Raw genomic sequence first — 20258 nt, 5'->3', positions numbered from 1 at the left:
TACTGCCTCGGACACGGGCCACTGCACACACCGGTGGCTCACACCGCGGGGGCTCCCGTCTCCTTGAGCGTCCCTTCGGCCAGCCGCAGCCAGCGGTTCACGCCGATCTCGGCGAGGAACCGCTCGTCGTGGCTGACCACCATGAAGGCGCCCTGGTAGGAGTTCAGCGCGCTCTCCAGCTGTCCCGTGCTGATCAGGTCGAGGTTGTTGGTCGGCTCGTCGAGCAGCAGCAGATGGGGGGCGGGTTCGGCGCACAGCACGCAGGCCAGGGTGGCGCGCAGTCGTTCGCCGCCGGAGAGCACCCGGACGGGCAGGTGCGCCCGCGCGCCTCGGAAGAGGAAGCGGGCGAGCAGGTTCAGCCGCTCCGACTCGGGCCGCTCCGGGGCGAACGCGGCGAAGTTCTCGGCCACGGTGCGGTCCAGGTCCAGCAGGTCCAGGCGCTGCGAGAGGTAGGCGATCCGGCCGTCGTTGCGCTTGATCTCCCCACCGTCCGGGGCGAGTTCGCCGGTGATCAGCCGCATCAGGGTGGTCTTTCCCGCGCCGTTGGGACCTGTCAGCGCGATGCGCTCAGGGCCCCGGACGGTCAGATCGACACCGCCCGCGGCGAACACGGCCTTGTCCCCGAGGCGGACCTGCATCCCCTCGCCGAGGAAGAGGTTGCGCCCGGCGGGCACCTGGGTGTCGGGCAGTTCCAGGGCGAGGCGCTGCTCGTTGCGCAGTGCCCGCCCGGCCTCGTCGAGGCGGGCCTTGGCCTCGGTGACCCGGGAGGCGTGCATCTGGCCGGCCCGGCCCGCGGACTCCTGCGCGCCCCGCTTCATGTTGCCGGCGAAGATCTTGGGCAGGCCGGCGTTCTTGAGGTTGCGGGAGGCGTTGCCGGCGCGCCGTTCGGCGCGTTCGCGGGCCTGCTGCAACTCCCGCTTCTCGCGCTTCAGCTCCTGTTCGGCGTTGCGGACGTTCTTCTCGGCGACCTCCTGCTCGGCGCGCACGGCCTCCTCGTACTCGGTGAAGTTGCCGCCGTAGAAGCGCAGTTCGTCGCTGCTGAGCTCGGCGATGCGTTCCATGCGGTCGAGCAGTGCGCGGTCGTGGCTGACCAGCAGCAGGCAGCCGCTGAAGTCCGTGAGCACGTCGTAGAGCTTGTGCCGGGCCTCCAGGTCGAGGTTGTTGGTGGGCTCGTCGAGCAGCAGTACGTCGGGGCGCCTGAGCAGCTGGGCGGCGAGGCCGAGCGAGACGACCTGGCCGCCGCTGAGTGTGCTCAGGCTGCGGTCCAGGGTGAGGTCGGCGAGGCCCAGGCGGTCGAGCTGGGCGCGGGTGCGTTCCTCGATGTCCCAGTCGTCGCCGATGGTGGTGAAGTGCTCCTCGCTGACGTCCCCGGACTCCACGGCGTCCAGGGCGCGGATCACCGCGGCGACTCCGAGCACCTCGGCGACCGTGAGGTTGCCCGTCAGGGGGAGGCTCTGCGGGAGGTAGCCGAGTGTGCCGCCGGCGGACACCGAGCCGGTGGCGGGCTTCAGTTCGCCGGCGATCAGCTTGAGCAGGGTGCTCTTGCCGGAGCCGTTGGGGGCGACCAGGCCGGTGCGGCCTGTGGTCACGGTGAAGGACAGGTCGTGGAAGACCGGGGTCTCGTCGGGCCAGGTGAAGGAGAGGTTCGAGCAGACGACGGACGCGTCGGACATGGAGGTGACCTCAAGCGGCTTGAGGGCAGAGAACAGACCTCTGCCCTGGGCAGACGTGGAAAAGGGGGTACGACGAAACGGACCACGTCGGCAGCGCTCCTGAGCGCCGGCCGGTGGCCGTCAGGTCCGGATCTCACCCGGAGATGTCGTCTTCACCCACCACGTCTGTGACTCCTCGATACACGGTCAACGTCGCGTACAGCCTAACACCCGTCGCCCTGCTCGGTTCGGTGATGTGGGGTGGCTGGGCTCATACGTGTGCATCAACGGCTTCGTGTTGACAGCTCCGAGACCCCATGACAGCATCGTCACCAGTTAAACCGGTGACGATGCTGTGCAGGTCTCGGCAAAGTTCACACGTGTCGGAAGGAGTGCACACCATGGCAGAAAAGCCGAAACCGCAGCCGAGGACCGGAGGCGCACCGGTGGGGCGGCGGGCGATGCTGGGCATGCTCGGGGCGGGCGCGGCGGGGCTCGCCGCCGCGCCCTATCTCCAGCGTGGCTGGGAAGGGTTCCTCGGCGCCGCCTCTCAGGTCGACGCCACGGGGCTGACCGGTCTGCTGCCCAATCCGGGCGGCTTCCGGTACTACAGCGTGGTCGGCTCGGTGCCGCACAGGGACGAGACGAACTACGAACTCACGGTCGGCGGACTGGTGGAGAAGCCGAAGACCTACACGCTCGACGCCTTGCGCGCGATGCCGCAGACCCGGGTCGTCCACGATGTCGTGTGCACCGACGGCTGGCGCGTGGAGAAGACGCCTTTCGAGGGTGTGAAGCTGGCGGACGTCCTCGACGACGCCGGGGTGCGTTCTCCGGGCGCGGCGATCCGGTTCACCTGCTTCGACGGCGCCTACAGCGAGAGCCTCACGCTGGAACAGGCGCGCCGCTCGGACGTCCTGGTGGCGCTGAACATGCAGGACAAGCCCATCACCCACGAGCACGGCGGACCGGTCCGCCTCTACGTGGCCCCCATGTACTTCTACAAGTCGGCCAAGTGGCTGTCCGGAATCTCGGTCACCGACAAGGTCGTTCCCGGCTACTGGGAGGAGCGCGGATATGCGGTCGACGGCTGGCTCGACGACGCCGACCGGCACAGCGACGCGGCCTGAACACGACGGCAGGGTCCGCCGGTTCAGCACCGCCGAACGCATGGTCCACCGGGCCACGGGCTACCTGATGCTGCTGTGCCTGGTCTCCGCCGCCTGTCTCTACCTCGGGCCGCTGGCCCAACTCGTCGGACGGCGGCACCTGGTGGCCACCGTCCACGAGTGGTCCGGCATCTCGCTGCCCCTGCCCTTCCTGCTGGGGCTCTTGTCTCCCGCCTTCCGTGCGGACCTGCGCAGGCTGAACCGCTTCGCGGTGTACGACCGGCAGTGGCTGCGCGCCGTCCGCAGGCGCCGTACCTCGCCCGAGGCCCGCCCGGCGGGCAAGTTCAACGCGGGCCAGAAGCTCTACGCGGGCTGGATCGCCGGCGCCGTGCTGGTGATGATGTTCACCGGCCTGCTGATGTGGTTCATGGGGCTGCTGCCCTTCATCTCCCGCACCAGTGCGATCTTCGTCCACGACATCGTGGCCTGGGCGATCACGCTTGTCGTGCTCGGGCACATGCGCAAGGCGTTCGAGGACCCCGAGGCACGGCTGGGGATGCGCACCGGATACGTCAGCCGGTCGTGGGCACAGCGACATCACTCGCGGTGGCTGCGGGAGGAGCAGGTGGCTGACGTGTCCGAACGGCGGACCGTCGAATGACCTAACACGTCCGTCACAGATCTCGGCCGGTGCTCCCGGGTATGGACCGTCAACTGACTGTGGTGGGGACGTGTGGTGTGCGGCCAGAGTGGGTCCGGAGCGGTGAACCCTTCGCGCCGCTCACTGTCCGCCTCAGGTGACGTGCACATGTGTCGCCATGGCCGGGCGCACACCAACTTCTTGGATGGGAAAACAATGAGACGACTTCTGACGGTCCTCGCGGCCGGTGTGCCGCTGGCTGCAGTGGTGTACCTGCCGACCGCCTCGGCGGAGCCCCAGGACGATTCCGCCTCCGTGCCGTTCGCCTGCTCGGCGCCGTCCGTGAAGGCCCCGACCGGGACCAGGGTGGAGTCCGTGACCGCGGTCAGCCAGGCGGGCGGCACCATCACCGGTACCGGCGTCCTGGGCGGTTCGGTCTCCGGCGTCCCGGCCTACTGCGAGGTGACGGTCACCCTCACCCACCCGGGCGACGGCGACCACGCCAAGGTGCGGACCTGGCTGCCCGTCAGCGGCTGGAACGGCCGATTCCAGGGGATCGGCGGCGCCGCCTACCTGGCCGGCGACAACGGCGTCGGCCTGGGCACCGCGGTCAAGAACGGCTACGCCGCCGTCTCCACCGACGCCGGTGTCGGCGACGCCCTGGACACCAGCTGGGCGCTGAACAGCGAGGGCCAGGTCAACACCGCGCTGCTGAAGAACTTCGCCTCCCGCTCCCAGCACGAGGCGGCGGTCGTCGGCAAGGCTGTCGTCGCCGGGATCTACGGCAAGGGTCCCGCCTACTCCTACTTCACCGGCTGCTCCACTGGAGGACGCCAGGGCTACATGGAGGCCCAGCGCTACCCCGACGACTACGACGGCATCCTCGCCGACGCTCCCGCCGTCAACTGGGACGAGTTCGAGGTCGCCACCCTGTGGCCGCAGGTGGTCATGAACAACGAGAAGACCTACCCGTCCAAGTGTGAGTTCGACGCCTTCACCAACGCCGCCGTCAAGGCCTGCGACTCCCTCGACGGCGTCAAGGACGGCCTGGTCAACGACCCGTCCCGCTGCGACTTCGACCCGCGCCGGCTGATCGGCACCAAGGTCGTGTGCGAGGGCAAGGAGCTGACCGTCACGGCGGCCGACGCGACCGTCGTGCGCAAGATCTGGGACGGCCCGCGCACCACCTCCGGCAAGAAGCTGTGGCCCGGCGTCCCGGTCGGCGCCGACATCTCGGCTCTGGCCGGCGTCACCGGGGCCGATGGCAACGTCGCGGGCGCGCCGTTCAAGGTGCCCGCCGACTGGGTCAAGCTCTGGGTGGCGAAGGATGCCTCCCTCGACATCTCGAAGATCACCTACAGCCGGTTCACGCAGTTGTTCAAGCAGTCCCAGGCCGAGTTCGACAAGGTCATCGGCACGGACGACCCGGACCTGTCCGGCTTCCGCAAGTCCGGGGGCAAGCTGCTGACCTGGCATGGCCAGGCCGACCAGTACATCCCCACCCAGGGCACCGTGAAGTACCGCGAGCAGGTCGAGCGGGAGATGGGCGGAACCAAGCGGGTCGACGACTTCTACCGCCTCTTCCTCGCCCCGGGGACCAACCACTGCGGCCTCAACGGCTTTGACGGCTCGGCCGACGGCCTCGCCGCGCTGACCGCCTGGGTCGAGCACGGCAAGGCGCCCAGGACCCTGCCCGCCACCCTGATCAACGACTCCCAGCAGAGCGTCACCCGCGACCTGTGCAGCTACCCGCAGGTGTCCCGCTACAACGGCCACGGCGACCCGGCCGTTGCCTCCAGCTTCACGTGCGTCTCCCCCTCCCGGTACTGACCGGGTCGGCGACCACCCCTGACCTGAGAAAGGCCGAACCCACATGAGCACGCAGACATCGACGCCGGCGGATCCGGCGGCCACCACGGACGAACGCTTCTCCCTGCTGAGGCTGTACCTGGGCCGCGGCGTCCTGGCCGTGGCGTGGGCCTTGGCGTTCGCCGGAGCCCACAAGGACGTCGATGCCGTGGCGATCACGCTGCTGGTCGTCTACCCGCTGATCGACGCGGCGTCCTCGCTGATCGACTACCGGGCACTCCCCGACGGATCGGAGCGCCGGGTCACGGCGTTCAACGGGGTGCTGAGCACGCTCGCCGCCATCGCGGTCGGCATCGCCGGGGCCGGTGGCGTGGCGCCGGTGCTCCATGTGTTCGGTGCCTGGGCCGTCATATCCGGTGCCGCCCAGGTGGCCGTCGGGCTCAAGCGGCGCGGCCCCGAGCTGGGCAAGCAGTGGCCGATGCTGATCGCGGGCGGACTGTCCTTCGTCGTCGGCATCTTCTACAACATCCAGGCCGCGGGCAGCGATCCCTCGCTCGACGTACTGTCCGTCTACGCCACGGGTGGCGGGGTGTTCTTCATCGTCCAGGCGGGCCTGCTGGGCTGGAAGGCCCGCCAGCTGCGCACCCGGACCGTCTGACCGCCGTACCCCTTCTGTTCCGTCCCGGCCCGCGTCTTTACGACGCGGGCCGGGACGTTTCTCATGTCGTCAGCCGACGCGGGCGAGCAGGGTGCGCAGGGCGTTGGTCGTCTCTCGGCGGGCGAGCGGGGCGCCCAGGCAGTAGTGGATGCCGTGTCCGAAGGCCAGATGGCGGGGGGCCGGCTGGGTCACGGTGTTTTCGTTACCGGCGACGACCAGCATCAGGGCCGTGCCCACGAGTTCCTCCTCGGTCGGCCGGCAACCCGTGCAGACCGGCCAGCGCCGGGCGGTGCTCGGGCGAGGCGATCCGGAGCGGATGGGCCGACCAGCGGCGGAAGCCTACGTGGTGCTCCTCGGGGATGCCAGGGAGCTCGGCGATGACCGCGGCCGGCAGCGGGGCGTAGAACGCTTCGACGAGGTCGTACGGCGTGGGGTGAGGGCGGCCGAGGCCAGTCGGTGCAGACGGGGTGTGCCAGGGCGGGTCGGCCTCCATCATCTGTGCGTCGAGCCCGACCGAGGGTTTGTTCAGGAGGTAGCCGGCGGCTGCGAGGGCCTCGGCGGCGGGCGCGCAGCCGGACACGTCTGAGGGGCATGCGCGGTGCGCATGCCCCTCAGACGCCGGAGAACTCAGTTGTCACTGTTGAAGATGGTCAGCACGCGCAGCACCTCCAGGTAGATCCACACCAGCGTCAAGGTGAGACCGAAAGCGGCCAGCCAAGCCTCCTCGCGCGGGGCACCGTAGGCGACGGCGTCCTCGACCTGCTTGAAGTCCATGGCGAGGAAGGCCGCGCCGAGCAGGATGCCGATGACGCCGAAGAGGATGCCGAGGCCGCCGCTGTGAAAGCCGAGGCCGTTGCCCGCGCCGAAGGCGGAGAAGAGGAGGTCGGCGACGAGCAGCAGGAGGAAGCCGGTCGCGGCGGCGGCGACGAACCCGGTGAACCTCTGGGTCACGCGGATCCAGCGCATCCGGTACGCGACGAGCACACCCGCGGACACCGCGAAGGTGCCGAGCACCGCCTGTACGACCACACCCGGCGCGACGTAGGTCGAGATCGTGCTGGAGAGCACGCCGAGGAAGACACCCTCGAACGCGGCGTACCCAAGGATCAGTCCCGGGGACGGCGTCCGCCTGAAGGCCTGGACCATCGACAGGACGAAGGCGACGAGAGCCGCGCCCAGGGCGATCCCGTAGGACCGGCCTAGGTTCGCCTCGTCGACGGGCAGCAAGAGCCAGGACAGCACCGCCGTAAGGGCCACGGTGCCGAGCGTCGTCGCGGTGCGGACGATGACGTCGTCGATCGTCACCGCGGTCCCGTCGGTCCGCGGTGACGTGTCGGCACCGGGGGCGTAGGGGTTGGTCGCGTAGTCGTCCGTCGGCCGGCTTCCGACCGTGGTGCCCACCGGTCGGCGCGTGTGGGCGTCTGCCGGGCCGGCGCCACGGGCGGCACCCCAGCGGGAAAAGATCGGGTTGCTGGTCCTCACGTCATTCCTCCTTGTCCGCCGCACACTCGCGGCCTGCGGCAAGCGTTGTCATCGGGTGCCCGGGGCGGCATACGTGTGCCGCTGGCCACGCACCGGGCCGACGACAGCAACCCTGTGCGTCACCACTTTGACAGGTGACGCAATGCGAAGCAAGTCATCCGTGCGCGCGCCCGGTGGCGGTCATTCGGGCGGTGCCGCCGGGCCGTCGAGCAGATCCATGAGGAAGCCGTCCCAGTTCAGGCTGTCCATCTCCGCCGCGGCCGAGGTGATCCGGTAGGTCGCCTCCAGCCACTCCGTCAGCGGCGCAGCGGGCACCTCGAACAGGGCCTCCACCTCCTGCGATTCGAGGAGCAGCCAGGACGAGGGCCGCTCCCTGGGCAGCGCCGGCCACATCCGTACGTCGCCGCAGCCGCTCATCGATGTCAGGCCGTGGTGCAGGAGCTCACGGCCGATGCGCCAGATGAGGCTCGGTCCTCGCTCCGACAAGAACTCGACCGTGATCACCGCGGGCATGTCCGGGTCGAAACGGAACTCCGCACGTATCGGCAGCGGGGTGAACTCGTCGAGCATCTGGTCGAGGTCCAGGAACAGCGAAGGCGCGAGCTCGGGCGCCGTACGCGCCTGCAGGGGTGACTGATCGCGGTGCATGACAGGAGTTCCCCTCCGTCGAACGAAGTCTGCGCCTACAACTCTTCACCGGGAACAGAACGCGCACATCGGTCACTTGACGGTCAAAGGGCATCGCTGGTGAGGGGCGTGGAAGAACACCGGCGGCCAAGGAGTGGCTCCTGAAGTCGTCGAACGGGCCGCGTGGGAGGTGACGTAAGTCAATTGGCTGCGGAAGTCGAAAGCCGACGGGCGGAAACACGTTTCTCGAAAACGCGAAACCCCGCCTGCTGCCGGGGTGAGGCACTGCAGGGTGCCCGGCTCGCGCTGTGCACGGCTGCACGGCGGACACCCACTCGGACCTGGTCGCCGTCGAGCTGTACGTCGCGCTCGCCATAAGCGGACTCGTGGGTCCGGTATGATGATTACCGGACCCGCTGGTCCGCTTATGGCATCCCTCCACAACCGAAGGACACACCCACGATGAGTCACGTACGTATCTCCGAAGCGCTCCGCGCCCTGGTCTTCGAGCCCGACCCCGCGCTGGAGCTGCACCAGGTCCTCGACCGCTACTACGCCCCGGACTACACGCACCGCAGCGACGGAAAGACGATGAACCGCGACGAGTTCACGCAGATGGTCGCGGGCATCCGCGGCCAGGTCACCGGAGGCACGGTCACTGTGCTCGACGAACTGACCGATGGCCACACCTACGCCGAACGGCACGTCTTCCGCATCACCCTGAGGAACGGCACCACCCAGACCCGGGAGATCGCGATCTTCGGCACCCTCGCCGAGGACGGCCGCTTCCGGCACCTGAGCGAGACGGGTTTCGACGTCGAGCCCGCCCGGACCGTCTGAGCCACCCACGATCGGAGGACCATCATGCCCCGTCTCACCGACCCGGACCCCGCCTCGTTCCCGGACGAGGTCGCCACGTTCCTCGGCAAGCTGCCGCCCGACCCGATGGTCAAGATGATGTCCCACTCGGCGGGCACCGTGAAGCCGTTCGTCGAGTTCGCCAGGACGCTGTTCACCGCGCTCGAACTGCCTGCCCGCGCGCGCGAACTGGTGATCCTCACCGTCGCCGCCCATACCGACGGCACCTTCGTCGCGGCCCAGCACGACCCCATGGCACGTTCGGCCGGCGTCGACGAGCGGACCCGTCAGCTCGTCCGCGAGCGGCAGATCGACAGCCCGGAGCTGTCCGAGGCCGACCACGCCCTCATCCGGTTCACCGCCGAGGTGGTGCGGCACCCACGCGTCTCCGACGAGGTCTTCGCCGAGGCCCGCCGCTTCCTCAGCGACCGCGAACTGGTCGAGGTACTGCAAGTGGCCGGCTATTACTGGTCGTTCGGACGGATCGCCACCGTGCTGAACGTCGAGGTGACCAAGGTGTACGACGACGAACCGGTGCTCGGCACCTCCGGTGACACCAGCAGCGTCTGACCTCCGGCTGGGGACGACCGCATCGCGCCGCCGGGAACCCCGGGGCGCGCCCGGCCTCTCAAGGGGCCGGCGCGGGCGCCGGGTCGATACGGATCGTCGCGGCGGTCGCGCCGGCCGCCGTGCCCGTCGCGCCGTTGCCGGAGGCGGCGAAGGCCGAGGGCCCTGCCAGCGCGGCCGAGGCCATGGGCACCGCGATCGCGAGCACGACGGCACGCCGGACCCCCGAACCGCCCTGTCTCGTCCTGCGATGCCGACGTCGGCCGCCCGGTGTGTAGGCGCTCGTCTGCTGTGTTTCCTCTGCCGAGTTACTCATGGAATCCCAAGGTCCGAGTACAGATACGTGTGAGAAGAAGATCGGCGCGCACACTACCACCGTCATGTGTGGCGTTGGGGACGGTCTCAGCGGTCACCGAGCATCAGACATGTGTGTATTGACTCGCGCAGGTGTCCTGGCCTGGCACTGGCCCATCCGGCACTGCTCAAGGAACCGCAGCAGGCCGCGGAGATGCTGGAGGCTGGAGGCATCCCGGGCACAAGCGCGGCACCGGGTTGCAGCGCCGGGATGACCGGACCCCTTGACTGGGCGGGCGTGTTAGCCAGCCATGAAGCTCACACATATCAATTCGTCACCGCCTTGACTGGTGACGGATTCGGATGCAAGATGAAGGCAGTCCCGTCGACCGACAGGACCGTGCACGATCCACGAAGTGGAGGCTGGTCATGAACCAGGAAGTCATGATGGACACCGCCGCGGCGGCACGGCGTGCGCGCTTCGGCAAGCTGCCCGAGCGCATCCGGTACGAGGACATGACCGAATTGGCGGAGTCCGGGCCGAACGGCGGAGCGAACACCTCGTCCGAGGACACGGCCGCGTGGCGCACCTCCTCGTGTCTGGCCCTCGATCTGGGGCTGTAGCACTCAGGCGCAGGTCCGTACCGCATCCATCGCTGAGCACCCACCGTCGACAGGGCAGGTCATGAACACCTACGAATACCCCCTCTTCCCGGGCCGTCTGGGCAAGGAGCAGGAGGCCCTCGATGAGCTGCTCCGCCGGGTCAACCACAACGACCGGCGGGAGCCGGACCGCCAGGTGGAGGAGTACACCCGGAAGACACGCCAACTGGCGGCCATCACCTTCCTCAGCGCCGTTCTGTGACCGCCGTGTCCGCGGTGAGGGAGAGGGCGAGCAGGGCGGTCGCCGTGAAGTCGTCCGCCGGGGCGACCGTCTGCCAGGCGGCCACGTCGTCGAGGTAGCCGACACCGTGCCCGTCGAAGTCGGACCACCGGTGTCCGGACGGCTCGGCGGAGCACGGACGCGCTGTCGAACCTCGCCAGGTCGCCCAACAGGTCCGCCCTGTTGGGGCCGTTGACCATGGCGCCCCGCAGGATGTCCCCCCACCCGGTGCGGCTCATGGCGAAGTTCGCCACTTGGTGCTCCGGGCAGTGCGGGTACGTCTTGCCCGCGCCGAACGGGCCCCGCGCGGCCTGCCGCGTGCCCTCTGCCGACTGCCGACTGCCGCCTGAAGTCCGCATCGAGCGCGCTCCCCGTCCCTCCGTCCAGCCCGGGCGAGGGCAGCAGATCCGCGTGGGCGAGGCGCTGACGTCCGACACGCCAGAGTGACGGGCTCGCCGGACTGGCCGTACGCCTCCGCTCGGCCGGAGCCCGGCAGTCGTCCGACCGAGAAGCCGAGGGTGCCCGAGCGTCGGTTACACAGTCATTCGACGGATGTGTGCGCAATGTCGGTCCCGGAGGCTGAACGGACACGCTCACGACCGACGAAAGGCAACCCGCATGCCCACCTTCGCCGACCACGTCATCGCTTCGCTCAAGGCATCCGGTGTGCGCCGTCTGTACGGCCTGCCCGGTGACTCGCTCAACGGGCTGACGGACGCCATACGCCGGGACGACGGCGTCGACTGGGTGCATGTGCGGCACGAGGAGAGCGCCGCCTTCGCGGCGGCGGCCGAGGCCGGGCTGACCGGAGAGCTCAACGTCTGTGTCGGCAGCTGCGGTCCGGGCAACCTGCACCTGATCAACGGGCTCTTCGACGCCCAGCGCAGCCGCGTGCCGGTCCTCGCCATCGCCGCCCAGATCCCCGGTAGCGAGATCGGCTCCGGCTACTTCCAGGAGACCCGCCCGCAGGAGCTGTTCGCCGAGTGCAGCGTCTACGCGGAGGTGGTCACCAGCCCGGAGTCCGGGCCGCGCATCCTGGAGATGGCGATGCGGGCGGCCGTCGAGCGCAGGGGAGTGGCGGTCGTGGTCGTGCCCGGCGAGATCTTCCTCGCCAAGACCGGCCGGGACCTGGCTCCCACGGTCGTACGCCCGGCCCGGACCGTCGTCCGCCCGGACGACGACGCCCTGAACGAGGCCGCCGCGCTGCTGAACGACGGGCAGCGGGTGACGATCCTGGCGGGCGTCGGCGCGGCCGGAGCCCACGACGACCTGGTCCGGCTCGCCGAGACCGTCAAGGCCCCGATCGTGCACGCTCTGCGTGGCAAGGAGCATGTGGAGTACGACAACCCGTACGACGTCGGGCTCACCGGACTGCTCGGCTTCGCCTCCGGCTACAAGGCGATCGAGGAGGCCGACACCCTGCTCATGCTGGGCACCGACTTCCCCTACCGGCAGTTCTATCCGCGCGGGGCGAAGGTCATCCAGCTCGACATCCGCGGCGAGCAGATCGGCCGGCGCACCCATGTCGACCTGCCCCTGGTCGGCAGTGTGCGGGACACCCTGCCCGCGCTGCTGCCGCTGCTGACCGTCAAGAGGGAGCGCAAGCACCTCGATGAGGCCCTTGCCCACTATGCCCGCACCCGAAAGTCGCTGGACGCGCTCGCCGTCAACGACCGCGAACGCACCCCGATCCACCCGCAGTTCGTGGCGCGCACCATCGACCGGCTCGCGGACCAGGACGCGGTCTTCACCGTCGACGTGGGCTCTCCGGTGGTGTGGGCGGCCCGCTATCTGACCTTCAACGGGCAGCGGCGGCTGCTCGGCTCGTTCAACCACGGCAGCATGGCCTGCGCGCTGCCGCACGCCGTGGGCGCGCAGGCGGCGTACCCGGGCCGTCAGGTGGTCTCGCTGTCGGGCGACGGCGGGCTCACCATGCTCCTCGGCGAGCTGTTCACCCTCCGGCAGAACCGCCTGCCCGCCAAGATCGTCGTCTTCAACAACGGCTCGCTGAACTTCGTCGAGCTGGAGATGAAGGCGGCCGGCATCGTCAACTACGCGACCGAGCTGGACAATCCGCAGCTCGCCGAGGTCGCCGCCGCGATCGGGCTGTGGACGCGTCGGGTCGAACGGCCCGGTGACCTGGAGGACGCGCTGAAGGATGCCTTCGCCCACGAGGGCCCGGCGCTGGTCGAGGTCATGACGGCACGTCAGGAGCTCTCTGTGCCTCCCGCGGTCACCGGGGAGCAGGCCAAGGGCTTTGCCCTCTACGCGATCCGCACCATCCTGTCCGGCCGGGGCGAGGAACTGCTCGACCTGGTAACCACCAATGTCGCCCGCCGGATCCTGCACTGACCGACCGAGGCCGTAACACATATCTCAGCGAGCGTATGTGACGCACACCTGAAACACTTGCCCAGGGCAACCGAGCAACCTCATGGTTGCCCTGGGCAATGACATTGGAGGCACATGTGTCCGAGAACGCTCAGTACGAGGAGCTGATGCGCCAGCTGAGCGCCGTCGGCTCCGTGCGACGGCAGCTGGACCGGGCCCTGCCGAACGGCTCCTCCAGCGGATCCGCCATGGTGCTTGCGCTGCTCGCCCGCGACGGCGACATGCGCACCGGCAGGCTCGCGGAGCTGCTCGCCGTCGACATGTCGGTCACCAGCCGCCACGTCGCGCACCTGGCCGCGCAGGGCTGGATCGACCGCAGCCCCGATCCCGGCGACCGGCGCTCGCGCATCCTGCGCCTTACCCCCGAGGGCCGGACCCGGCTCGCCGAACTGTCCGAACGCACCGCCCGGTTGCTCGCCCGGCGGCTGAGCGACTGGAGCGACGAGGACGTCCGCCGGCTGACGTGGCTCCTGTCCCGGCTCCGGGCGAGCTTCGACGACCTGTGGACCGCACAGGACTCGTACGCCGAGCCGCCCGAGGACGACCACTCGTGTCCTACACCCGCTGTCACCACGCAAGGAAAGAAGCCTCATGACAACCACCCCAAGAGCAGGTGTGCGGGCACCTGCCCACCACGGAGGAGAAGCCGCGCACGCTCCGATGACACACGCGCAGATCATGCGCGCCCTGTCCGGACTGCTGCTCGGCCTCTTCGCCGCCATCCTGTCCTCGACCGTCGTCACCAACGCGCTGCCGAAGATCATCGGCGACCTCGGCGGCGGTCAGAGCGCCTATACCTGGGTCGTCACCGCGTCGCTGCTGGCGGTCACCGCCTCCACACCCCTGTGGGGCAGGCTCGCGGACCAGTTCAGCAAGAAGATCCTGGTCCAGTCGGCCTTGATCATCTACGCCGTCGGTTCCCTGGTGGCCGGTCTGGCGCAGAACCCCACGACGCTGATCAGCGCCCGTGTCATCCAGGGTCTGGGCGGTGGCGGCCTGTCCGCGCTGGCGCAGGTCGTGCTGGCCGCGATGATCTCCCCGCGCGAGCGCGGGCGCTACTCCGGCTACCTGGGCGCCACCTTCGCCGTCGCCACCGTCGGCGGCCCGCTGCTCGGCGGTGTCATCACCGACACCAGCTGGCTCGGCTGGCGCTGGTGTCTGTTCGTCGGCATCCCGTTCGCGCTCGTCGCGCTGGTCGTGCTCCAGCGGACGCTGAACCTGCCGGTGCTCAAGCGCCGGGTCAAGGTCGACTGGGCCGGCGCCTTCTTCGTCACCGCGGCCGTCTGCGCCCTGCTGATCTGGGTCACCTTCGCCGACAACAAGTACGACTGGCTGTCCTGGCAGACGTACACGCTGGTCGGCGCGTCGATCGTGCTGACGGGCATCTTCCTGTTCGTCGAGACGAAGGCGAGCGAACCGATCATCCCGCTGCGGCTGTTCCGCAACCGCACCATCACCCTGGCCTCCCTCGCCTCCCTGTTCTCCGGTATCGCGCTGTTCGCGGGCACCGTCTTCTTCAGCCAGTACTTCCAACTGGCACGCGGCGACTCCCCGACCATGTCGGGCGTCATGACGATCCCGTTCATCGCGGGCCTGTTCGTCTCCTCCACGGTCTCCGGCCGGATCATCACCCGCACCGGGAGGTGGAAGGGCTGGCTGCTGGCGGGCGGTGTCCTGCTGACGGCGGGCCTGGCCCTGCTGGGCATGCTCCGCCACGACACCCCGTACCTGTTCATCGCGCTCTGCATGGTGCTGATGGGCCTCGGCGTCGGCATGACGCTGCAGAACCTCGTGCTGGCCACGCAGAACCAGGTGTCCCCGGGCGACCTGGGCGCCGCGTCGTCCACGGTGACCTTCTTCCGGTCCCTCGGCGGCGCGGTGGGCGTCTCGGTGCTCGGCTCGGTCCTCACCACCCGGATCGGCCACTACGCCCGCGACACCATCACCCAGCTCGGCCCGCAGGACCGGGCGACGGCCGCCAAGGCCTCCGGCGGCGGCGAACTGCCCGACCTCGCCCTGCTGCCCGCCCCGGTACGCACCTGGCTGGAGAGTGCCTACGGCCACGGCATCGGCGACATCTTCCTGTACGTCGCCCCGGTCGCCCTGATCGCCTTCCTGGTGACGCTGTTCATCAAGGAGGTCCCGCTGCGCGCCTCCAGCGGCCTGGTCCAGGCGGCCCAGGCAGCCCGGACAGTGCAGGACGCCGACGCCGAGGCCGTCGCCGGGGCGCCCAGCGGCATCCCGGTCCGCGGCCGCGTCCGCGGCGTCGAGAGCGCGCCCGTCCCGCGGGGCGCGGTCACGCTGACCTCCGTGGAGGGCCGCGTGCTGAGCCGGTCGGCCGTCCGGCCCGACGGCTCCTACACGCTGGACGCCCCGGCCACCGGACCGTACGTCCTGATCACCTCCGCCGCCGGCTACCAGGCGCAGACGTCCCCGATCGTGGTGGAGGAGGAGCCGGCCGTCCACGACGTCGTGCTGACGGTGCCCACCGCCTGACCGGTCCGGTCAGCGCGACGCGACGGACCCGACGGACCCGACGACACCGACGGCCCGGGGGGACGGAGCCGACCGGTCGGGCACCGGACGTCCCGGGCCGCGGCCGTGCTCGACGGCGTACACCCGGACCAGGGCGTGCAGCCGGTGGTGCCCGGGCAGATACTCCGTCAGCAGCTGCGCGTCCGCCAGTTCGGCGAGCAGCAGCCGTACCGTCTCCTCCGGCTCACCGCTCAGGGCCGCCGCGGCGGACCGGGAGAACTCCGCGTCCCCGCGGCGGGCGAGCAGTCCGAGCAGGTGCCGTGTCGGTGTACTCAGCCGGTCGAAGGACCACGAGAACGCGTCCCGCAGCGCCCCGTCGTACCGGTGGCCCAGCTCGCTCACCCCGCTCGGTCCGGTGGGCAGTTCGGCGGCCATCCGCGCCAGCGGGAAGGAACCGCGGGACACCGTGTGCGCCGCGACGGCCGCCAGTGCCTGGGGCAGTCGTCCGCATCCCGCCACGATGGCGTCGACGGCCTCCGGCTCCCGTCCGGCGCGCTCCGCCCCGACCCGGCCGATGAAGAGCGCGCGGGCGTCGGCCCGGCTCGGCAGCCCCAGCGACAGCAGACGGGCGCCGTGGCTTGCGACGAGTCCGGCGAGACAGGTCCTGCTGGTGACGACCACGCAGCTGCCCCCGTCGCCGGGAAGGAGGGGGCCGACGTCCTGGGCGGCGGGCACGTTGTCCAGCACCACGAGGACCCGTCTGCCGGTCAGCAGACTGCGGTACAGGCCCGTCCGCGCGGCGAGTCCTTCCGGTACATCACCCCCGGGCACGCCCAGGGCGACCAGCAGCGCGTGCAGGGCCTCGGTGGGGCTCATCGCGGGCCCGCCGCCCCCGAAGCCCCGCAGGTCCAGATGGAGCCGCCCGTCGGGGAAGCGGCCCGCCACGCGGTGCGCCCACCGCACGGCCAGCGTCGTCTTGCCCACCCCGGACATACCGTCGATCGCGACGAGGGCCGTGGCGTGCGGCTCCGCCGCGCTGTCCTCCAACAGGGCGTCCAGCCGCGCCAGTTCCTCCGCGCGCCCGGCGAAGACCGGGAGCATGGGCGGAAGTTGGGAGGGACTCGTCCAGGAGCCCGCCACCTGTCCGGGCCGCCCGCCGGTGCCGGAACCCGGCGTCGGCAGCAGCCTGCGATCGTCCTCCAGAACGCGCTGGTGTACCTCGCGCAGACCGGGCCCGGGGTCGATGCCCAGTTCGTCGGCGAGCAGCCGCCGCCCGGCGTCGTACGCCTCCAGCGCCTCGGTCCGCCGCCCGGACCGGTACAGCGCCAGCATGAACAGCTCGCGCAGCCGCTCCCGCAGCGGATTGCGGTCCATCAGGACGGACAACTCCACCGCGGCCTCACGGTGCGCGCCGGAGGACACCTCCAGCGCCAGGCACTCCTCCAGGGCCGCCAGCCGCAGTTCCTCCAGCATGGCCCGGTGTCGGCCGGCGAACGGAGCGTCGACACCCTCCAGGGGCTCGCCGGACCACAGCGCGAGCCCCTGACGCAGCACCGCCACCGCCCGTGCCAGATCTCCCTGTGCCGCCAGGTTCCTGGCGCGGGACACACCGGCGCGGAACTCGTCCAGGTCGAGACGGACGGCCGACAGGGCGTAACCGCGGCCGGTGGTCTCGATGACCGAGGGGCCGGACGCGCCCAGGACGGCGCGCAGCCGCGACACGTAGGTGCGGATCACGGCCGGTGCCGTGGGCGGTGCGACCGGACCCCACAGCGCGTCGACCAGGCTGTCCATCGAGGCCCGTCTGCCGTCGCCGAGGAGCAGCGCGGCGAGGGTGGCACGCTGCTGAGGCGACCCGAGGTCCACCTCCACGCCGTCGCGCCGGGCGCTCACACGCCCCAGCACGAAGAACCTCAGGCCGTCGTCTTCCATCGAGTGTTCCCCTCGTCACCGCTGCCGACGGTCCACTGCGGCCGTCGGCATAGGTTCAAACGAGAGGCAGAACAGAAGCGTTCACACCGGGCTCAGTGATGTGTGTGCGCAGCGTGACGTGTTTGCGTGGCGCTCATGTCCATTCCGCCCATGTTCATGGACTGCATCATGTGGTGGATGGTGAGCACGGACGGCGGCATGATCACCAGAGGCCGCATCATGCCCTCGTCCTCATGGTCGAGGATGTGGCAGTGGTACATGAACCGGCCGCTGAGCGCGCCGTACCGCCCCAGCACCGTGACGGCCGTGTTCGTGGCGAGGGCGAAGGTGTCCTTCCAGCCGCTCTCCTCCGGCGCGACGGGCAGCGCGGCGCCCAGTTCGACCGGCTTGGTGGTGCCGCCCAGGGCGAAGTCCATGCCGGCGGCGTCGACCGAACGCCGGTCCACGACCTGGAAGTTCATCAGGTGGATGTGCATGGGGTGGACGATCGGCGGGCCGCCGGCCGGCGCGAGGCTGAGGAACGTCCACTTCTCCCAGGCGCCGGAGGAGCCGAAGAAGGTGGTGGTGTCCTCGAAGACCGTTCCCACGCGGCGCAGGGTCTTCGTGCCGCCGGCGAGCTTGACCCGGACGACGCCGTCCCCCTGCTTCGTGGAGCCGTCGGCCTCTTGCATCTCCCACATCTGCGGCATGGTCCGGGTCTTGTCGAACGCGACCACCACGAAGCGCTCCACGGCCCCCTTGGGGGCGTCCGCGGTCGTCAGCCGCTTGAAGTCACGCGACAGCGTGGCGGGCGCCTTGTACGGCGACTTGGCGTGCCGTGCCACGCGGAACTGCATGACGTCGGGGAACGGTATGTTCGCCGGCGGCACCGGCACTCCGACGGGCGCGCCCGGCACCGTGTTGACCAGTTTCAGCCGTTTGCCGGCGAAGGCGGCGAAGTCGACGACGACGTCCGCGCGCTCGCCGGGATTGAGGGTCAGCGCCTCCTCGATCACCTGGGGCTTGCCGAGAAGGCCCAGGTCGGTGCCGATCAGCTTCATGGCTTTCGGCACCGCCTTGCCGGTCTCCTCGTCGATCACGACCAACCGGTAGGCCCTGCTCAGCGCGGAGTTGACGATGCGGAAGCGGTAGGCGCGCGCCTGAACCGACAGATACGGCCACACCACGCCGTTGACCATGGTGTACGGGCCGAAGAAGCCGACGGCGGTGGGCAGTTCGCCCGGCACCGGCTTCCCCAGCGAGACTCGCTTGGCGAGGATGCGTCCGTCGAGCCGCCCCGCGGAGTCCGTGTCGAAGTTGACGTCGGCCAGGGCCAGCGGGACCTCGTAGGCGCCGCGCGGAAGGTCCAGCCGCTCCTCGGCCTCGTCCCGGACGATGTAGTGCCCCATCAGCCCTGACATCACGTTCAGCGCGGTGACCGGCATGGCGTGGTCGTGGTAGAAGAGGTGCGCCGCGGCCAGGTCGTTCGGGTATTCCGACAGCTGCGAGCCGCCGTAGGTGACACCCGAGTCCGGAGCGCCGTCACTGGTCGCATGCTGGTGCCCGCCATGCAGGTGTACGGAGGTGTAGGCGACGAGGTCGTCGACCTCGGGCCTGCCGATCGCCCCCTGGGAACCCGGGCTGTTGAACGGCTCCAGCCCTGGCGCGGCACCTGCCGGCAGGGCCCAGACCGCCTTGACCGGGTGCGTGCCGCGCAGTCGGTTGGCCCAGGCGATGCGGGTGCGCCGGCCCCGCTCGACCTCGATGGTGGGGCCGGGGTAGTGGCCGTCGTAGGTCCACAGTGGCGTGGGAGGCATCTGGGAGTGCAGCCGGAGCTGTGCCTCCACCAGCGGGATCTCCGTGGTGCCGTCCTTCTTGGGCCGCAGCGTGGGCGGGATGCGCAACGCGTCCTTGAAGGGAGTCAGCTTCGTCGTGGACGGCCGTGACACCCCGTCCAGGGGGCCGGACGCGGCTTTCGCCTCTTCTTCGCTGAGCAGGTTCGTTGTCGCGTAGAGCGCGGCACCCGCCGTCGCAGCGCCTGCCATGCCTAGAAACGTCCGTCGACTTCTGTGCTTCACGTACTTTCCTCTGTTGCAAGGGTGTGTGGCAAGGACGCGGGACCGGATCGAAGAAGGTGTGATGCCCACGTGTCGACTCAGCCTAGGAGGCGCGGATATACGACCTGCAGACATGCCCTATACGGCCGGGAGGTCTGTGTGCGTGATGCCGTCACTCGCCTGCCTCCCCCCGCACGCATGTGTGCACACGTGTGAACGTTGGCCGACTTACACTCTTGTGTGTCTACTGAGACATGTGATTGCTTTGCGTTGGAAGAACCTTCTGCCTGTCTGGTCGGCTTTGATGCCTACCGACCGAAAGGACATGTGATGATCGATCGCCGCTCCCTTCTTCGTACCAGCGGTGCCGCGGCGGCCGGCGCGCTCGGCGCAGCCGCTCTGTCGTCGACCGCCGCGGCCGCGACTCCCGACTCCGATCCGACCGCAGGCGTCACACGCACCCTGCTCCAGGAGCACCCTTCGCCCGCCAAGGGATGGGAGGCCGTGCAGACGCTCGTGGAGATTCCCCGGCACAAGGAGTCGGGCCGGCACAGCCATCCCGGTGTCGAGGTCGGATACATCATCCGCGGCGACGTCCTGATGGAGTTCGACGACAGGCCGCCTCTCCGGCTGTGCACGGGTGACCCGTTCTTCATCCCGAACGGTGTCATCCACAACGCCCGCAACGTCGGCACGGTGACCACGATGATGCTCTCCACATACGTGGTCGACGAGACGAAGCCCCTGGTGACGACCTACTAGTGTCCTGCGCCAGTAGTTGATCGTTAGTAGTTGCGTGACTTCTGCTGCTGGTGCGTCAGTTCCTCGTCGGGGCCCGAAGCTTG

The 20258-nt window shown here is 69.7% G+C and carries 19 protein-coding genes and 1 pseudogene; 12 read left to right on the top strand and 8 right to left on the bottom strand.

All coding sequences use genetic code 11. The annotated features are described in order from the left end of the window. Nucleotides 1–38: 38 nt before the first annotated feature. The gene (gene abc-f / locus GAS53_RS42535) at nucleotides 39–1673 is read right to left on the bottom strand and encodes a ribosomal protection-like ABC-F family protein (RefSeq protein WP_151483136.1); all 1635 of its coding nucleotides are present in this window, start codon (nucleotides 1671–1673) and stop codon (nucleotides 39–41) included. A 380-nt stretch (nucleotides 1674–2053) separates the two neighbouring features. Between abc-f and GAS53_RS42525 the strand changes: the two genes are divergently transcribed. The 4 genes from GAS53_RS42525 to GAS53_RS42510 all read left to right on the top strand — a co-directional run bounded on the left by GAS53_RS42525 (nucleotide 2054) and on the right by GAS53_RS42510 (nucleotide 5868). Beyond that, the gene (locus tag GAS53_RS42525) at nucleotides 2054–2782 is read left to right on the top strand and encodes a molybdopterin-dependent oxidoreductase (protein ID WP_192583518.1); all 729 of its coding nucleotides are present in this window, start codon (nucleotides 2054–2056) and stop codon (nucleotides 2780–2782) included. After that, the gene (locus tag GAS53_RS42520) at nucleotides 2730–3422 is read left to right on the top strand and encodes a cytochrome b/b6 domain-containing protein (protein ID WP_151483134.1); all 693 of its coding nucleotides are present in this window, start codon (nucleotides 2730–2732) and stop codon (nucleotides 3420–3422) included. Before GAS53_RS42525 ends, GAS53_RS42520 begins: the two co-directional genes overlap by 53 nt. Before the next feature lie 195 nt (nucleotides 3423–3617). Continuing rightward, on the top strand, nucleotides 3618–5231 hold the full coding sequence (locus tag GAS53_RS42515) for a tannase/feruloyl esterase family alpha/beta hydrolase (RefSeq protein ID WP_151483133.1): 1614 nt from the start codon (nucleotides 3618–3620) through the stop codon (nucleotides 5229–5231). 43 nt (nucleotides 5232–5274) lie between these two features. Next, nucleotides 5275–5868: a DUF308 domain-containing protein gene (locus GAS53_RS42510; protein ID WP_151483132.1), complete on the top strand. Its 594-nt coding sequence runs from the start codon at nucleotides 5275–5277 to the stop codon at nucleotides 5866–5868. 69 nt (nucleotides 5869–5937) lie between these two features. On the opposite strand, the gene GAS53_RS55580 is transcribed toward GAS53_RS42510, so the two are convergent. The 4 genes from GAS53_RS55580 to GAS53_RS42495 form a co-directional block, all read right to left on the bottom strand. Beyond that, nucleotides 5938–6060 carry a hypothetical protein gene (locus GAS53_RS55580; RefSeq protein ID WP_318723619.1) on the bottom strand — a complete coding sequence of 41 codons (123 nt, stop codon included), beginning with the start codon at nucleotides 6058–6060 and terminating at the stop codon, nucleotides 5938–5940. A gap of 10 nt (nucleotides 6061–6070) precedes the next feature. Next, nucleotides 6071–6448 carry a hypothetical protein gene (locus GAS53_RS42505; RefSeq protein ID WP_192583517.1) on the bottom strand — a complete coding sequence of 126 codons (378 nt, stop codon included), beginning with the start codon at nucleotides 6446–6448 and terminating at the stop codon, nucleotides 6071–6073. A 47-nt stretch (nucleotides 6449–6495) separates the two neighbouring features. Then, a complete protein-coding gene (locus GAS53_RS42500; RefSeq protein WP_151483131.1) occupies nucleotides 6496–7350 on the bottom strand; it encodes a Bax inhibitor-1/YccA family protein in 855 nt (284 codons plus the stop codon). A gap of 180 nt (nucleotides 7351–7530) precedes the next feature. After that, a complete protein-coding gene (locus GAS53_RS42495; protein ID WP_151483130.1) occupies nucleotides 7531–7998 on the bottom strand; it encodes an SsgA family sporulation/cell division regulator in 468 nt (155 codons plus the stop codon). 441 nt (nucleotides 7999–8439) lie between these two features. On the opposite strand from GAS53_RS42495, the gene GAS53_RS42490 reads away from it, so the two are divergent. Further along, on the top strand, nucleotides 8440–8817 hold the full coding sequence (locus tag GAS53_RS42490; RefSeq protein WP_151483129.1) for a nuclear transport factor 2 family protein: 378 nt from the start codon (nucleotides 8440–8442) through the stop codon (nucleotides 8815–8817). A 24-nt stretch (nucleotides 8818–8841) separates the two neighbouring features. After that, nucleotides 8842–9405: a carboxymuconolactone decarboxylase family protein gene (locus GAS53_RS42485; RefSeq protein ID WP_151483128.1), complete on the top strand. Its 564-nt coding sequence runs from the start codon at nucleotides 8842–8844 to the stop codon at nucleotides 9403–9405. A gap of 58 nt (nucleotides 9406–9463) precedes the next feature. Here the strand turns inward: GAS53_RS42485 and GAS53_RS42480 are convergent, their stop codons facing one another. After that, entirely contained in the window at nucleotides 9464–9718 is a 255-nt protein-coding gene (locus tag GAS53_RS42480; RefSeq protein WP_225859426.1) for a hypothetical protein, read from the bottom strand. A gap of 407 nt (nucleotides 9719–10125) precedes the next feature. On the opposite strand from GAS53_RS42480, the gene GAS53_RS42475 reads away from it, so the two are divergent. The 5 genes and pseudogenes from GAS53_RS42475 to GAS53_RS42450 all read left to right on the top strand — a co-directional run bounded on the left by GAS53_RS42475 (nucleotide 10126) and on the right by GAS53_RS42450 (nucleotide 15466). Beyond that, complete coding sequence (locus tag GAS53_RS42475; protein ID WP_151483127.1) at nucleotides 10126–10320, top strand: hypothetical protein; 195 nt, start codon at nucleotides 10126–10128, stop codon at nucleotides 10318–10320. A 61-nt stretch (nucleotides 10321–10381) separates the two neighbouring features. Continuing rightward, nucleotides 10382–10561: a hypothetical protein gene (locus GAS53_RS42470; RefSeq protein ID WP_151483126.1), complete on the top strand. Its 180-nt coding sequence runs from the start codon at nucleotides 10382–10384 to the stop codon at nucleotides 10559–10561. A 636-nt stretch (nucleotides 10562–11197) separates the two neighbouring features. After that, nucleotides 11198–12931, top strand: coding sequence for a ubiquinone-dependent pyruvate dehydrogenase (gene poxB / locus GAS53_RS42460; protein WP_151483125.1), 1734 nt, complete (start codon nucleotides 11198–11200; stop codon nucleotides 12929–12931). 116 nt (nucleotides 12932–13047) lie between these two features. Then, a pseudogene (locus GAS53_RS42455) lies at nucleotides 13048–13542 on the top strand (MarR family winged helix-turn-helix transcriptional regulator); the annotation flags it as partial. An 88-nt stretch (nucleotides 13543–13630) separates the two neighbouring features. Continuing rightward, nucleotides 13631–15466 (top strand): MFS transporter, encoded by a 1836-nt coding sequence (locus GAS53_RS42450; RefSeq protein ID WP_151483124.1) that lies wholly within the window; start codon nucleotides 13631–13633, stop codon nucleotides 15464–15466. 9 nt (nucleotides 15467–15475) lie between these two features. Here GAS53_RS42450 and GAS53_RS42445 read toward each other — a convergent pair whose 3' ends face one another. Further along, nucleotides 15476–17377, bottom strand: coding sequence for an AfsR/SARP family transcriptional regulator (locus GAS53_RS42445; protein ID WP_151483123.1), 1902 nt, complete (start codon nucleotides 17375–17377; stop codon nucleotides 15476–15478). Between the two features lie 92 nt (nucleotides 17378–17469). Then, nucleotides 17470–19401 carry a multicopper oxidase family protein gene (locus GAS53_RS42440; protein WP_151483122.1) on the bottom strand — a complete coding sequence of 644 codons (1932 nt, stop codon included), beginning with the start codon at nucleotides 19399–19401 and terminating at the stop codon, nucleotides 17470–17472. 342 nt (nucleotides 19402–19743) lie between these two features. On the opposite strand from GAS53_RS42440, the gene GAS53_RS42435 reads away from it, so the two are divergent. Then, nucleotides 19744–20175, top strand: a complete 432-nt coding sequence (locus GAS53_RS42435) for a cupin domain-containing protein (RefSeq protein WP_151483121.1) — start codon at nucleotides 19744–19746, stop codon at nucleotides 20173–20175. Nucleotides 20176–20258: the final 83 nt, after the last annotated feature.

The sequence above is a fragment of the Streptomyces albicerus genome (assembly GCF_008905045.1).
Taxonomy (GTDB): domain Bacteria; phylum Actinomycetota; class Actinomycetes; order Streptomycetales; family Streptomycetaceae; genus Streptomyces; species Streptomyces albicerus.
Note: the sequence above shows the minus strand (reverse complement) of the source record. Positions and strands in the feature narration are given on the sequence as shown.